The following is a 14,519-nucleotide window of genomic DNA, read 5'->3' on the forward strand; positions in this document are numbered from 1 at the left end:
TCAGACGAGGTAGCCCTGTCCGCGGCGCGTGACCAGGAAGTCCTCGGGCACGCCGATGGAGGCGAGGCTCTTGCGCAGGCGGTTCACGTTCACCGTGAGCGTGTTGTCGTCGATGAAGGCGTCCGACTGCCACAGCTCCATCATGAGCTCCTGCCGCGTGATGATGCCCCCCTTGCCCTCCATGAGCAGGTGCAGGATGCGGAACTCGTTGCGCGTGAGCTCCGCCCCGCGCCCTTCGTACTCCACGCGGCTCTTCGCCACGTCGAGCGTCACGCCCTTGTGCTCGATGCGCGAGGGAGGCTCGGTGCGGGCCGCTCGGCGCAGCACCGATTGGATGCGCGCCAGCAGCACGGCGGGGTTGTAGGGCTTGGTGACGTAGTCGTCGGCCCCCAGGTTCATGCTCATGACCTCGTCGAACTCGTTGTCGGACGACGTGAGCATGACGATGGGAACGTCGCTCGCGCGACGCAGGTCGCGGCACACGGCATGGCCGCCCTCGCCGGGCAGCTTGAGGTCCAAAAGGACGCAGTCGGGGTCGGCTGCCAGCGCCTCTTCCGCGATGCGGTCGAACTCCGTGCTGGCGAGCGCCACGTGCCCCTGCAGCTCGAGCAGGCGCATGACCTCGCTGCGCAGCGCAGCATCGTCTTCCACGACGAATATCCTGGCCACAGGACCCCCTTCGCACTCGATGTGCGCGTCGGGCACCTGGAGCCCGACGCCTCGGTTCTTCCATCATACTATGGCAAGAGGGCGCGAGCGCCCCCCAGCCGTAACCATTTCTTCATAGAAGAACCGTCGCCGCTAACCGCGTTTCGCGTAGGTGCGCGGCAGCACGGGGCATCCCGGCTCCACGTTCATGAAGTAGCGCAGCAGGAACGTGAGCCCCGCCACCGTGAGCGCGATGCCCAGGCCCGTGTAGAAGAAGGCGATGAACCAGTCGGGCACGAGCCCCGACATGCGAAGCGCGATGCCGCCGCCCATCATGATGGCCATCATGAGGTAGCCCTTCTTGTCGAAGAACTTGAGGACGTTCGTCTTGGCCTCCTCGTAGCCGCCGATGCGCTTGGCGTGCTTTCCCACCATCTTCTGGAAGATGCGCGAGTGGAACAGCACGAAAATGAGCGCCGAACCCGCCAGCAGCGCCCAAAGCACCCAGCCCCACTCGTGCCGGTAAGCCGTGAGCCCGATGTTGGCTATGTTCGCGCCCGCGATGGCCCACACGATGCCGGCCACGAGCATGAGCTTGTTCGTTGCGATCTTAAGCATGGATATCACCTTTTCCCGGCGGCGAGCGCCGCCCTTTCCCTACCGTTTCCGTCCCCGCCGTAGAGGGCCGCGCGCAAAAGCGCGGCGAGCACGTGACAATCGGCCTCGCCGGCGCATAGGCTGGCCACCATGCTCTCCAGCGCGAAGGCGACCAGCTCGACGGGCTCCACGCCCGCGCGGGCGGGGTCGGCCAGCGCGTCGGCCTCCAGCACGGCCAGCATGCCGGCGCGGATGTGGTCGAACGTTTCCGATTCGCGCATCTTGCCCTCGTCGCGGCCCTGGATGGACAGCGCGCTGATCTGGGGCAGCCAGTCGGATCGGAAGGCCGCGAGCGCCGAGCACATGGCGGCGTACACGCGGCTGACAAAGGCGTCGAAGCGCTCCCCCTCGACGATACGGCAAAGGTCGTCGTGGAAGGCGCGCTGCCAAAACGTGCCGATGACCTCCACGAGGAGGTCGTCTTTCGTCGGGAAGTGGTTGTATATCGTGCCCACGGACACCCCGCACGCCTCGGCCACGCCGCGGATGTCGAGGCCCGCCAAGCCGCGCTCCTCGGCCAGCGCGTACGCGGCCTCGGCTATCGCCGCTCGGCTGACGCCCTGTCGCGCCATGGCGCACCTCCCGTTCGTCTGGTTGAACCTCGTTCATTGACGAACCTATTATAGCCGAGCGCCGAAACGAAGCAAGCGGTTTATGAACGATGTTCATAAACCGCTTGCAAACGATGGTAAGGAGGAGGGCCGGGCCTCTCGGCCGAGGGGCCCGCTACGCGGCGTCCTGGGACGCGCTCGGAGCGGCTTCCTCCACGCCGTTCTCCACCACGTCGACGATCTCCACCTTCGAGGGCCGGTAGTCGGTGCCCTCTCCCGTCCCGCTCATGACGATGACGTCGTCGGCTGCGAGCATGGGGTCGTCGATCACGGCGCCGGACTCGTCCACGATGACGACGTCGCCCTTGTTGAACGTGATCTCGTCCTCGTCGGCCTCGAACGTCTTCTTGCCGCTGCCGTCCTGCGCGTCCTTCATCTCGCCCAGCACGACGGTGATCTCGTCGCCGTTGACGGCCATGACCTGGCCGTAATGCACGACGTCGGTCTGGCTGCCGGTGTTCTGCTGCTCGGAGCCGTTCTGCTGCTGCTCGGTCGAGTTCTGCGAGCCGTTGCCGTTCGAGGCGCCGTCGTCGGTGGCGCACCCGTGCAAGAACGGCGTCAAGGCCAGAACGCCGGCCAGAACCATGCCCATCATCCTCATCTTACGCTTGTTCATAATCGTGTCCCTTCGACGCAGGTTTGCCGCGCGGCGTGGCGCGCGCTGTTTCGGGTACCGATTGTGAGGGACGCGGGGCGCGGGCGCGAGGGGTTCGCGCCAACCGTCAGGCAGCGGTTGCGGCGTTGCAACCTTCGCGCAAGGGACGGGGCTTCAGCCGCGCGGATGGGCGCGGTGGTGCACTTGCTTCAAACGGCTCGGGGAGAGGTGCGTGTATATCTGCGTGGTGGACAGGCTCGCGTGCCCGAGCATCTCCTGCACGCTGCGCAGGTCGGCGCCGCCGTCCAAGAGGTCGGTGGCGAACGTGTGGCGCATGTCGTGCGGCGAGAGCGTCTCGTCGAGCCCCGCCGCGCGCAGCGCCTCCTTGAACATCTTGCGGATGGCGTCGGTGGTCATGCCGTTGCCGCGCGTGGACACGAAGAAGAACTCGCTCTCCCGGTCTTTGAGCATCTTGGGCCGGCCGAGCAGCAGATAGGTGCGCATGGACGAAAGGGCCAGGTCGTGCAACGGGATGATGCGCTCCTTCGACCCCTTGCCGAACACCTTCACCTGCCCGCGCTCGAAGTCGACGTTGGAGGTGGCCAGCCCCGAGGCCTCGGACACGCGCGCGCCGCACGCGTAGAGGAACTCGAGCAGGGCCAGGTTGCGCATGTCGACGGGCGTCTGCGTGCGCGGGTTGCCGGCCGCGTCCCGTTTGCCGTACACGCTCAGCAGCTTCACCATGTCGGCCGCGCGGATGACGTGGGGCAGGCTCTTCTGCTGGCGGGGGCCCTGCAGCACGCTCGCCGGGTCGCAGTCGGTCACGTTCGTGACGTTGAGCCAGCGGAAGAAGCTGCGCAGCGCCGAGAGGCGCCGGTTGATGGTGGTGCGCGAGTACTGGGCGCGGTCGAGCTCCCCCAGGTAGCGGCGCAGCTGCTTGTGGGTGGCCGCCAAGGGGTCGATGCCCTCGCGCGCCGTCCAGCGCAGGTAGTCCATGAGGTCGATGCGGTAGGCGCGCAGCGTGTGGACCGAGGCGTTGTGCTCGACCCGCATGGCGTCGCAGAAGCCCTCGACCAGGTTCTGCGCGCGCGGGTCGACGGGCTCTGCGCCGTCTTCCGGCGACGGGGCCGCGTCAGCCATGGGAGGCGCCTTCGACAGGCCCGTCGTCGCGGCGCGCCTGCGACGGCGGCGCTCCGGCGGGCATGAGCCCCCGCTCGGCCAAGCTGGCGCGGTAGCCCTCGATCGCCTCGGCTCCGCGGGCGGCGTAGGCGGCGTACCGGTCGCGCTTGTTGCGCACGCGCGTCGCAAGCGGCTCCATGATGCCGAAGTTCACGTGCATGGGCTGGTAGTCCCTCGTTTCCGGGTTCGAGGCGTAGGCGAGCAGCGCGCCGAAGGCCGTCTCGCGCGGGAGCGGGGGCAGCTCGGCGCCCGTCAGCTCGACCGCAACGCAGACGGCGGCGTGCAGGCCGGAGCGCACCGCCTCGCAGTACCCCTCCGTGCCCGTCAGCTGGCCGGCCGCGAACACGGGCGCGCCCAGCGCGGCGGCTCCGGGAGCCACGAGGCGCAGGCGCTCGTCGAGCAGGCGAGGGGCGTCGAGGAACGTGTTGCGGTGCATGACGCCGAAGCGCGCGAACTCGGCGCGCTCCAAGCCGGGGATCATGCGGAACACGCGGCGCTGCTCGGGGAACGTGAGGTTCGTTTGGAAGCCCACCAGGTTGTAGCACGATCCGTGCGCGTCCTCCGCCCTAAGCTGCAGCGCGGCCCACGGGCGCTTCCCCGTGCGGGGGTCGACGAGGCCCACGGGCTTGAGCGGGCCGAAGCGCGGGGCGTCGTGGCCCTTGCGCGCGATCTCCTCGATGGGTTGGCAGGCCTGGAACAGGTCGCGGGACTCGAAGTCGCGCAGGACCGCGCGCTCGGCGGCCACGAGCTCGCCGATGAAGGCGTCGTACTCCTCGCGCGAGAACGGGGCGTTCAGGTAGTCGCCTTGCCCTTCCGAGCCGTCTTCATAGCGACTTTGGCGGAACAGGAGGCCCTCGTCGAGCGAGTCGGCCATGACGATGGGAGCGGCCGCGTCGTAGAACGCGAGGCGCGCGCCGCCCGCGACGGCGGCGAGGTCGGCGGCGAGCGCGTCGCTCGTCAGCGGCCCCGTGGCAACCACGAGCGCGTCGGCGCCGCGCGCGGCGTCCGCCAGGCTCGTCGCTTCCTCGCGCACGAGGTCTATGAGCGGATGGGACTCTATGCGCTCCGTGACGTCGCGGGCGAACGCGGCGCGGTCGACGGCGAGGGCTCCGCCGGCGGGCACGGCGTGGCGGCGGGCGGCGGCCATCAGGCGCGAGCCCAGAGCCTCGAGCTCGACCTTGAGCATGCCGGCGGCGCTCTCCGGCTTCGTGCTCTTGAGCGAGTTCGAGCACACGAGCTCGGCGCATGCGTCGGTGGCGTGCACGGGCGTGGGCGTGCCGGGGCGCATCTCCACGAGGCGCACGCGGAAGCCGCGGTCGGCGAGCTGGAGCGCCGCCTCGCTCCCCGCGAGCCCGGCGCCGAGTATGGTCACGTTTTCAGGCATGCCTGCAAGGATACCAAACCCGAGGGCCGCAGGCGGCGGCGAAGGGGAAAAATCGAGGGATCGCCCGAGGGGGCACCGTGAAGCGAAATCGGAGAGCGGGCGGTGGAGGGGTAAAGGCATCTCCGATGCGGCTTGACCGGAGCAGGGGCACGGGCGCGGCACCCCCCTCCTCGCAGAAGCGCAAAGCCGCTCGCTAGACGGGTTCGCTCATCTCGAACAGGGCTTCGGGGTACACCTCTTGACCCCCTGGCCAGCCAAGGGCCATCCCGCCGTCGATGATGCGCACTTGCTCGAAATACCGTTCGTCCCTGAGAAGTTCGTAGGAGCCGCCGCGCTCGATGAACGGAGCGGCGTCGAACAGGCGTTTCTGCCCCGTCTCGAACTCGAGAAGAAGGCGGCTTCCGCCCTTCGGCACAACCCGCGTCAAGTCGGGCTGGCTCTTGTTCATCCCGAGGGCAACCCCGTCCATCTCAACGAGCTCCCACATGAGCGTCACCGCCTCCCTAGCGCAACGGATCGATCTTGAAAGCATCGAGCCCCTCCGACAGCAACCGCCAATCTGCTTCCAATTCTTCCCGATGCAGGACGACCCATGCGCGCAGCAGGGTAAGCCTCTTCGGCGGAAGATACCCGTCGAGCACACGGCCGTCGAAGTCGAGCGAGCAGCTGAATTCGGCGTAACGCGCATGGACGTGCGGAGCGTGATGCCTTCCATCCGACTCATTATACATGATGACCACTATGCCGAAAAACATGGAGATCGTAGCCATGTCGCATCCTTTCGCACTCCCCTGCACGGAGGCTGCAGCCCTCCCGCGCCCTCACCCCACGGGCCCCCAGCGGCCGTCGGGGTAGCGGGCGGCGACGCCGGCGCGCTCGGCTTCGGCAAGGCGCTCCATGAGCCAGGCGCGCGGCTCGACGGTGCCGCAGGCGTCGCGGGCGACGGCGTAGAGGTCCTCCATTCCCAGCGGCTCGGCGGCCAGCGCGGCCGCGACGGGGTCGCACGCCGCGGCCCCGCGCGGTTTCGAGCGTCCGGATGCGCCGCGGCGGCGTGCCCGGCCGATACCGGAGGCGCCGTCCGCTCCGCCGGCTCCGTCCCTTTCCGCGCTTGCGCAGGCGGCGTCCAGGGCCGAGGACTCCCTCCCCTCAGGCGGCCATTGCTCCTGCCTCAGGCATCCGAACAGCGAGAACAGCGCGTCCTCGAACGTCTCGTCGTCCACGACGGGCACCGCGCCCTGGTACAGCAGGCGGTTCGCGCCGCGCGAGGAGGCCGAGGCGATCGAGCCCGGTACCACGAGCACGTCGCGGCCCGCCGCGAGCGCCTCGTCGGCCGTGGAGAATGTGCCCGACGGCAGCCCGGCCTCCACGATGAGCACGGCGCGCGCGAGACCCGCGATGAGGCGGTTGCGCAGCCTGAACATGTAGGGCCGCGGCTTCTGGGCCCACGGCTGCTCGGACACGACCGATCCCCCGCCGTCGACGATGCGCTGGAACAGGCCCGCATGGGCGGCCGGATACGGCTCGTCGCATCCCCCTCCCAGAAACGCCACCGTGGGCGCGCCCGCCTCGAGCGCGGCGCGGTGGGCGGCCGCGTCGCACCCGCGCGCCCCTCCCGATATCACCGTCACGCCGCGCTTCGCCGCCGCGCCGGCGAAGCGGCGCGCGCAGCCTATGCCGTAGGGAGTCGCCTTGCGCGCGCCCACCACGGCGAGCCCCGCGCGCAAGGCACCCGGGTCGCCCACCACGTAGAGCCTCTTCGGCGGGTCGGGCACGTCCGCCAACGCCGAGGGATAGAGCCCGTCGCCGGGCGCGAGCTCCGTGCGGGGCCCCGTCAACCGCATGGTCCCACCCCCTCCCGTAAGCGGAAGGCGAGCGCCTCGCACAGATGGCCCCGGTTCACCGACGCCGCCTCCTCCATGTCGGCGACGGTGCGCGCCACCGCGAGCGTGCGCATGATGGCGCGCCCGCTCATGCGGGCCGCCCGGGCGGCGTCCTCGAAGAACCCCTCGTCATCGGCCGCCATCGCGCACGAGCGCACGAGGGCCTCGGCGCTTCCGTCGTCCCCGGCCCGCGCGCGGCGCCACGACGCGTACTCGCGCGCTCCCAGAACCGCGGCGCGCATGTCGTCCGACGACGTTCCGCCGCCCGTGCCCAGCACGTCGCGCGGCAGTATGCGCCTCACGTCGATATGCAGGTCGATGCGGTCGACGAGCGGCCCCCCGATGCGGTTCTGGTAGGTGCTCACCTGCGCGAGCGTGCACGAGCATGCGCGCTCTGCGTCGCCGTAGTAGCCGCAGGGGCACGGGTTCGCCGCCGCCACGAGCATGAACCGGGCGGGGAACGACACGTTGCCGTCGGCGCGCGTCACCGTCACGCGCCCCGATTCCATGGGCTGGCGTATGCCCTGCAGCACGGAGGGCCTGAACTCGGGCAGCTCGTCCAAGAACAGCACGCCGTGATGCGCCAGCGATATCTCCCCCGGCCGAGGAGGCGTCCCGCCGCCCACGAGCCCGGCGGTCGTGGCGGAGTGGTGGGGGCTGCGGAACGGCCGCGCGCCGCCGAGCAGGGAGCCCACGTCCTCGCCCGCCACCGAGTGGATGAGCGCCGCCTCGAGCGCCTCGTCCTCCTCGAGCGGCGGCAGGATGGACGGCAGCCGCGAGGCGAGCATCGTCTTTCCCGAACCGGGCGGCCCCATCATGAGCACGCCGTGCCGGCCTGCGGCGGCGATCTGCAGCGCGCGTTTCGCCATGTCGTGGCCGGCCACGTCGCGGAAATCGAGGGACGCGCGCGTTCGGGAGGGACGCACGGGGGCCAGGGCCGCGAACTCGCCCGTGCGGAAGTCGGCGAGCGTGCGGGCGGCGCGCAGCTCGAGGCCGTCGATGGCCACGAGCCGCTCCGGCGCCGCGGCGCACACGAGCCGCGCCCCCAGGTCCCGGGCGCGCAACGCGTAGGCCAGAAGCCCGTCGACGGGCCGAACGGCTCCCTCGAGCGAGAGCTCGCCCACGAAGAGCGCGCCCTCGGCGACGCGCGGGTCCACCTGGCCCGTCGCCGCGAGCAGGCTCACCGCGATGGGCAGGTCGAAGCCCGACCCGGTCTTGCGCAGCGATCCGGGCGCGAGGTTCACCACCACCCGCTCGTTCGGCATGGAGAACCCCGTCGCCCGCAGGGCGGCGCGCACGCGCTCGCGGGCCTCCTGCACGGCGGCGTCGGGCATGCCCACGATGCAGAACGCCGGGATGCCGCTTCCCACGACCACCTCCACGTCCACCGGCACGGCCTCCACGCCGCGCAGCGTGGCGCCCTGCACGGCGAACCTTCCGTACACGCCGCTCACCCCGCCGAGAACGCGCTTATATGGTGGCGCACGAGCGCGCGGTCGGGAGCCACCGCCACGAGCGAAACCACGTCGAAGCGCACCGGCACGTCGACCACGTCGTAATCTTGCAGGAAAAGCGCCGCTATGCGCTCGTAGCGGTTGCGCTTGGCCGCGTCCACCGCCTCGGACGGCAACCCCTTCTCGGTGTTCGATCGCGTCTTGACCTCCACGAACACGAGCGCGTCGCCGTCCCGCGCGATGATGTCGGCCTCGCCGGCGGCGCACGTCCAGTTGCGCTCGATGATCTCGTAGCCCAGCCGGTCGAGGAAGCGCGCGGCGGCGTCCTCCCCGCGCCGCCCGAGCTCCTGGTTGCGCCGGCCCTGCGAACGCGCGTCCCCGCCGGCCGCTTTCTTCTTCCGATTCCCCCTCGAACCCGACGTCCGTCGCTTGCCGGACCCGGAGGTGCCGCTCGGACCCTCCCCTTCCCTGCCTGCAACGTCTTCTTGCGGCCGTTCCCTCACGGCCGCGGTGCCGATCTCTTCCATGCGATGCCCCTTTCTTCTCTACGGGCATCATAGAGCCGCAACCTTGCCGGGGAACCGTCGCGGAGACCTGCCGGGAGCCGGTCGAAGCCTGCACGTACCTTGCACGTCCGCCGTGCGAAGCTTTCGCGAACCTTGCACGGATCCAACGCGGATCTAGCGCGTTTTCGCCGCCGGGTGCGACCTCTTGCGATCGCCGCAGGTCAAACAGGGGAATGGGGGAAGCTGCGCGGTTGGAAGCCCATGCGGGGAACCTGCGGTCGCGCCGGTGGAAAACACGGCGCGCGACGCGAGCCGGGGCGGATGCGGCCGCAGGACCGGGAAAAAGCGCCTAGAACAGGGTGGGCTGCGTGAAGGCCGCGCAGAACGAGACGCGGTGGATGGGCGTGAGCCCGTGGCGCTTGATGGCCTCGATGTGCGCGGGGCTCGCGTACCCTTTGCAGGCGTCGAAGCCGTACTCGGGGTACTCTTCAGCGTAGCGGCACATGAGCGCGTCGCGCTCGACCTTCGCCACGACGGAGGCGGCGGCTATGGAGGCGCAGCGCGCGTCGCCTTTGACCACGTTGACCTCGCGCTCGTCGAGGCGCAGCGGGTTGCCGTCGAGCAGGACGACGTCGGGCCGCACGCCGGACGCCTCGATGCGCGCCACGGCGCGCCTGAAAGCCGTGACGAGCGAGGCCGTCATGCCCGCCGCGTCGATGTCGGCCGCTTCCACGTACTCGACGCACCACGCCACGGCCACCCGCTTGACCTCGAGCGCGATGCGCTCGCGCACCTCGGGTTTGAGCTGCTTGGAATCGTTGAGGCCGTCCACGGCGGGCTCGAAGGGCAGCACCACGGCGCCAACCGCGAGGGGCCCCGCGAGGGGCCCGCGGCCCACCTCGTCGAGCCCCACGACCACGCTCGCCCCGCGGTCCTTCGCCAGAGCCCGCTCGTAGGCGTAGAGCGCCGCCAACCGCTCGCTTTCGGCGCGCTCGGCCTCGATGCGGCGGCGCGCCACCTCCACGGCGTCGCGCACGCCCTTGCGCGCGTCGGCCACGAGCGACCGCTCGAGCACGGCGAACTCCCGCGCGTCCGCCTCCTGCAGGCGGCGCTTGATCTCGGCGACCGTCAAACCCATGGGCTTCGCACCCTCTCATGTTCGCACGGCCGCCCTCGGCGGCCGCGTCGCACCTTCTCGTCTCGCCCTCCATGATAACAGTTCGCGCGCAGCGCGAGAACAACCGCGGGACGACTCAGCGGGCGAGCGCGGCGGCTGCGCACTCGCGCGAAGCGCGCTAACGGATGCCCGAGCTTGCGCGCGAACAATCTCCCAGGTTGCCCCGGCAGGCGAGCGCAGCGACGCCTGCATGCGGCCGCAGGCCGCATAACGGACGCACGGGTTGGCGTAGTAAGACAGCGAGGCCCGCCCTCGTGCTCGAGATCGTGGGGATGGCGGAAGCGAAGCGTACTTCGGTACGCGAGTTTCCGACATCGCCGCGAGATCGGGCACGAGGGCGGGCCGCAGCGTCGAGAAGTTGCGCGGGCCGTAGGCCCGCGCAACTCATTAGCGGTAAGACTTCTCTTTGATCTTGGCGGCCTTGCCCACCTTGTCGCGCAGGTAGTAGAGCTTGGCGCGACGCACGTCGCCCTGGCGCACGACCTCGATCTTCTCGATCTTCGGGGAATGCACGGGGAACGTGCGCTCCACGCCGATGGAGAAGCTGACCTTGCGCACCGTGAACGTCTCGCGGCTCGAGATGCCGTGGCGGCGGATGACGTCGCCCTGGAACACCTGGACGCGCTCGCGGTTGCCCTCGACGATGCGGTAGTGGACCTTAACGTTGTCGCCCACGTTGAAGTCGGGGAGGTCCTGCTTGATCTGCTGCTGTTCGATGGCGCGAATGATGTCCATGTTCGTTATCCTTCTATGCGTTCAGATTGAATCTCGTATCGTGTTCTGTGGAAAGACACAATTGGACAGTATACTGCCCCATGTCCTCCCGCGCAAGGAAAAAACCGTCACCTTCCTGCAATTTTTCCCCAAACCGCCCCGCGCTCCACGCAAAGCCCAAATTCGCCGCGCACCTTAAACGAGCGTGAGCAGCGCGTAGGCGACCACGCCGGACACCGCGCACCAGAGCAGCGACTTCGTCCTCCATGCCACGAGCGCCACCACGCCGGCGGCGACGAGCGGCGCGGCGGCCGACCAAAGGCCCGCGTCGAACATGCCGGGAGAGAGCAGGTCGTTCGCCACCAACGCCGCGAAGGCGGCCGGCGGGATGAACCCGAGCGCCCGCTCCACGCCCTCGGGCAGCTGCCTTCCCTTGAGCGCGAAAAGCGGCACCGTGCGGCACACGAGCATCGTGGCCGCGCAGCACGCCAGCACCACGAGGAAGTCGCCCCAGCCCATGGCCTCCATCAGACGCGCTCCTTCGCCCAGGTGAACGCCAGCGCCGCCGCGACGCCCGCCAACGCGCCCACAAGGATGGCGGGCCCGCCCAGCCCCGCGGCCTTGCACGCGAACACGCCCGCGGCGGCCACGCCGGCGGCCACGAGGTTCGCCGGCGTGGCCTTCTGCGTGACCAGCAGGCAGATGAATATGGAGGTCATGGCGAACGACGCGATGGCCAACGGCACGCCTATGGCGTTGCCCACGAGCACGCCGACGACGTTCGAGAGCGCCCAGGAGCTCTGCGAGAGCAGGTTCACCAGCGTGGCGCGGCCCACCGACCAATCGCCCGCCTCGAACATCGCCGTGTTCACGCCGTAGCTCTCGTCGGTCACGGTGGCGGAGAACAGGAACGCCAGGCGCTTCTTCACGCCCTTGCACGCGGGCGCGAAGGAGGCGGAGTACAGCATCTGGCGCGTGTTCACCAGCGACACGCTGGCGATGATGGACGCGAGCGGCGAGCCTGTCAGCCACATGTTCGGGATCATGAACTGCCCCGCGCCCGAGTAGAACAGCGCGGACAGCAGGAACACCTGCAGCCCGTTCAGCCCGATGGAGGCGCACAGGATGCCGCAGGGCACGCCGATGGCCACGTAGCCCAGCATGATGGGCAGCGCGGCGGAAAACGATTGCTTGATGTGGTCCCCGGAAAGCATAGCCCAACGATTATACAAGTTTCCCGCGAGCGCGCAACGGCGGATGGGTCGCGCCGCCCCGCGCTTCGCGCGAAGCGCGAAAACCGCCGCCCAGGTTGGCGCTAGTAAGCCAGCGAGGCCCGTCCTCGTGCCCGAGATCGTGGGGATGGCGGGGGCGTGGCGTACTTCGGTACGCGAGCCCCCGGCATCGCCGCGAGATCGGGTGCGAGGGCGGGCCGCAGCGTCGAGGGGGTTCCGGCGGCCGGCAGGCCGCCGGAACCTAGTAATGCAGCGAATGCGGGATGAACAGCTGCTGGAAGAGGTTCTTGGCATAGCGGTCGGTCATGCCGGCCACGTAGTCGCTCACGGCGCGCAGGTCGTCGCCCTCGGCGATGGCGCGGTACTCCTCGGGCACCTCGCCGATATGCGCGACGTAGTAGTCGAACAGGCTGCCGACAAGGCGCGTGGCCTTGTCCACCTCCGCCATGACGACGGGCGCCGTGTACACGCGCGCGAACAGGAAGGCGCGCAGCTCCATCATGGCGTTCCACACCGGGTCGCTCATGCGGATGTCGTCGCACGCGGCCGACGTCTCCACCATGTCCATGACGAGCGTCTGGATGCGCGAGGAGTGGTCGGGGCCCAGCACGGCGTGCGTCGTGTCGGGCAGATCGGCCTCGGACAGGATGCCCGCGCGGATGGCGTCGTCGATGTCGTGGTTCACGTAGGCGATGCGATCGGCGGTGCCCACGATGCGGCCCTCGAGCGTCTCGGCGCGCAGGTTGCCCGTGTGGCACAAAATGCCGTCGCGCACCTCGGGCGTGAGGTTCAGGCCCTTGCCGCCGTTCTCGATGAGCTCGACCACGCGCAGGCTCTGCTCGTTGTGCCGGTAGAGCGCCGCCGCCTCGCGCGAGTTCGGGTCGATGCCCTTGTGGCGCGCCAGGCTCTGGGCGAGCGCCTCCTCGCCCGTATGGCCGAACGGCGTGTGCCCCAGGTCGTGGCCGAGCGAGATGGCCTCGGTGAGGTCCTCGTTCAGGCCGAGGGCTCGGGCGATGGTGCGCGCGATCTGCGCGACCTCGAGCGTATGGGTGAGCCGGGTGCGGAAATGGTCGCCCTCGGCGGCCAGGAACACCTGCGTCTTGTGCGACAGGCGGCGGAACGACTTCGTGTGCAGGATCTTGTCGCGATCGCGCTGGTAGTCGTTGCGCAGGATGTCGGGCTCGGTCGAGCGCGCGCGGCCCTCGCTCTCGTCGGAGAACGCGGCGTCGTCCGCCAGCGTCCCGTGCTCGCGCTGCTCCTGGTCTTCGCGGTAGATGATGCGCATGAGGCTTCCTCTCGTCGCGCGCGGCTCGCGGCCGCGCTCTTGAGCCTTCCCGTTCAGTGTAGCATCACGCGCGAACGCTCGAAAGGGCTTGTCCGAGCTCGCCCGGCGCGAAGGCGCCCCGCTCGGTGACGACGCGGTCGACGAGCGCGGCGGGCGTCACGTCGAAGGCGGGGTTCCACACGTCCACGCCGGCGATGGGACGGGGCAGCACCTCGCGCGGGTCGCGCTCCTCGATGGGTATCTGCCCGCCGCTCTGCAGCGAGAGGTCGATGGTCGAGGTGGGCGCGGCCACGTAGAACGGGATGCCGTGGTGCCGCGCGAGCACGGCCACGCCGTAGGTGCCTATCTTGTTGGCGACGTCGCCGTTGGCCGCGATGCGGTCGGCGCCCACCAGCACGGCGTCCACCCCGCCCGCCGCCATGAGGCTGGCGGCCATGTCGTCGCAGATGAGCGTGCAGGGCACGCCCGCGCGCGAAAGCTCCCACGCCGTGAGGCGCGCGCCCTGCCCCACCGGGCGCGTCTCGTCGGCGAACACGCGCTCGACCTTGCCCTGTGCGGCTGCCGCGTACACGATGCCGAGCGCCGTGCCGTAGAAGGCGGTGCCCAAACTGCCCGCGTTGCAGTGCGTGAGGATGCGGCTGCCCGGCGCGAGCAGCTCCGCGCCGCAGGCGCCGATGGCGCGGTTCACGGCCTCGTCCTCGGCCTCCATGCGCTTGACCTCGTCAAAGAGCGCGTCGGCCGCCTCGCCGGGCGCGGCGCCGGAGGCCACGAGGCCGCGGGCGAGCCCTGCGGCCCGCCGCACGCCCCAAGCGAGGTTCACGGCGGTGGGACGTGCGGCGGCCACTTCGGCGGCCACGGGCTCAAGCTCCTCCAGGAAGAACTCCCCCGCTCCGGCGCACCCGCGCGCGACGGCGCGGGAGGCGCCTTCGTTGCCCGCCCACAGCGCCACGGCGGCCGCGCCGGCGATGCCGAGGGCGGGCGCCCCGCGCACGGCGAGCGACTTGACGGCGTCCACCACGGCGCACCAGTCGCCCGTGCGCTCGTACACGAGCTCGTCGGGAAGCCGACGCTGGTCGATGTAGGCGAGGCGCGCGCGGCCGTCGCCGTCGCGCTCGAGCTCGATGGTGCGCGGCAGGTTCTCTAGGTGGAGCGTGCGGTCCATGGAGGTTCCTTTCGGGTCGATGGAGCCATTCTAAC

General features: G+C 70.0%; 17 protein-coding genes. All 17 read right to left on the bottom strand.

All coding sequences use genetic code 11. The annotated features are described in order from the left end of the window. Positions 1 to 669 carry a response regulator transcription factor gene (locus C1878_RS09965; protein WP_114601474.1) on the bottom strand — a complete coding sequence of 223 codons (669 nt, stop codon included), beginning with the start codon at positions 667 to 669 and terminating at the stop codon, positions 1 to 3. 132 nt (positions 670 to 801) lie between these two features. Continuing rightward, positions 802 to 1,266 carry a hypothetical protein gene (locus C1878_RS09970; RefSeq protein WP_199519326.1) on the bottom strand — a complete coding sequence of 155 codons (465 nt, stop codon included), beginning with the start codon at positions 1,264 to 1,266 and terminating at the stop codon, positions 802 to 804. 5 nt (positions 1,267 to 1,271) lie between these two features. Next, positions 1,272 to 1,877: a TetR/AcrR family transcriptional regulator gene (locus tag C1878_RS09975; protein ID WP_114601475.1), complete on the bottom strand. Its 606-nt coding sequence runs from the start codon at positions 1,875 to 1,877 to the stop codon at positions 1,272 to 1,274. Positions 1,878 to 2,031: 154 nt separating this feature from the next. Beyond that, entirely contained in the window at positions 2,032 to 2,532 is a 501-nt protein-coding gene (locus tag C1878_RS09980; protein WP_114601476.1) for a hypothetical protein, read from the bottom strand. 153 nt (positions 2,533 to 2,685) lie between these two features. Next, entirely contained in the window at positions 2,686 to 3,651 is a 966-nt protein-coding gene (locus tag C1878_RS09985; RefSeq protein WP_114601477.1) for a tyrosine recombinase, read from the bottom strand. Beyond that, the gene (trmFO, locus tag C1878_RS09990) at positions 3,644 to 5,074 is read right to left on the bottom strand and encodes a methylenetetrahydrofolate--tRNA-(uracil(54)-C(5))-methyltransferase (FADH(2)-oxidizing) TrmFO (RefSeq protein ID WP_114601478.1); all 1,431 of its coding nucleotides are present in this window, start codon (positions 5,072 to 5,074) and stop codon (positions 3,644 to 3,646) included. The genes C1878_RS09985 and trmFO overlap by 8 nt, the downstream gene beginning before the upstream one ends. Before the next feature lie 193 nt (positions 5,075 to 5,267). Continuing rightward, a complete protein-coding gene (locus C1878_RS09995; RefSeq protein ID WP_114601479.1) occupies positions 5,268 to 5,561 on the bottom strand; it encodes a DUF2442 domain-containing protein in 294 nt (97 codons plus the stop codon). 16 nt (positions 5,562 to 5,577) lie between these two features. Next, the gene (locus C1878_RS10000) at positions 5,578 to 5,844 is read right to left on the bottom strand and encodes a DUF4160 domain-containing protein (protein WP_114601480.1); all 267 of its coding nucleotides are present in this window, start codon (positions 5,842 to 5,844) and stop codon (positions 5,578 to 5,580) included. Between the two features lie 51 nt (positions 5,845 to 5,895). Continuing rightward, complete coding sequence (gene dprA / locus C1878_RS10005; RefSeq protein WP_114601481.1) at positions 5,896 to 6,915, bottom strand: DNA-processing protein DprA; 1,020 nt, start codon at positions 6,913 to 6,915, stop codon at positions 5,896 to 5,898. Then, positions 6,906 to 8,399: a YifB family Mg chelatase-like AAA ATPase gene (locus C1878_RS10010; protein WP_114601589.1), complete on the bottom strand. Its 1,494-nt coding sequence runs from the start codon at positions 8,397 to 8,399 to the stop codon at positions 6,906 to 6,908. Before C1878_RS10010 ends, dprA begins: the two co-directional genes overlap by 10 nt. A gap of 5 nt (positions 8,400 to 8,404) precedes the next feature. Next, positions 8,405 to 8,935, bottom strand: coding sequence for a YraN family protein (locus C1878_RS10015; protein WP_114601482.1), 531 nt, complete (start codon positions 8,933 to 8,935; stop codon positions 8,405 to 8,407). Between the two features lie 328 nt (positions 8,936 to 9,263). Next, positions 9,264 to 10,052, bottom strand: coding sequence for a ribonuclease HII (locus tag C1878_RS10020; RefSeq protein WP_114601483.1), 789 nt, complete (start codon positions 10,050 to 10,052; stop codon positions 9,264 to 9,266). A 426-nt stretch (positions 10,053 to 10,478) separates the two neighbouring features. Then, complete coding sequence (gene rplS / locus C1878_RS10025) at positions 10,479 to 10,826, bottom strand: 50S ribosomal protein L19 (RefSeq protein WP_114601484.1); 348 nt, start codon at positions 10,824 to 10,826, stop codon at positions 10,479 to 10,481. A 174-nt stretch (positions 10,827 to 11,000) separates the two neighbouring features. Further along, entirely contained in the window at positions 11,001 to 11,333 is a 333-nt protein-coding gene (locus C1878_RS10030; RefSeq protein WP_114601485.1) for an AzlD domain-containing protein, read from the bottom strand. Then, positions 11,333 to 12,019 (bottom strand): AzlC family ABC transporter permease, encoded by a 687-nt coding sequence (locus C1878_RS10035; RefSeq protein WP_114601486.1) that lies wholly within the window; start codon positions 12,017 to 12,019, stop codon positions 11,333 to 11,335. Before C1878_RS10035 ends, C1878_RS10030 begins: the two co-directional genes overlap by 1 nt. A gap of 259 nt (positions 12,020 to 12,278) precedes the next feature. Next, positions 12,279 to 13,322, bottom strand: coding sequence for a deoxyguanosinetriphosphate triphosphohydrolase (locus tag C1878_RS10040; protein WP_114601487.1), 1,044 nt, complete (start codon positions 13,320 to 13,322; stop codon positions 12,279 to 12,281). A 64-nt stretch (positions 13,323 to 13,386) separates the two neighbouring features. Beyond that, entirely contained in the window at positions 13,387 to 14,484 is a 1,098-nt protein-coding gene (gene mtnA / locus C1878_RS10045) for an S-methyl-5-thioribose-1-phosphate isomerase (protein ID WP_114601488.1), read from the bottom strand. Between the last annotated feature and the right edge of the window lie 35 nt (positions 14,485 to 14,519).

The sequence above is a fragment of the Gordonibacter sp. 28C genome (assembly GCF_003339845.1).
Classification (GTDB): domain Bacteria; phylum Actinomycetota; class Coriobacteriia; order Coriobacteriales; family Eggerthellaceae; genus Gordonibacter.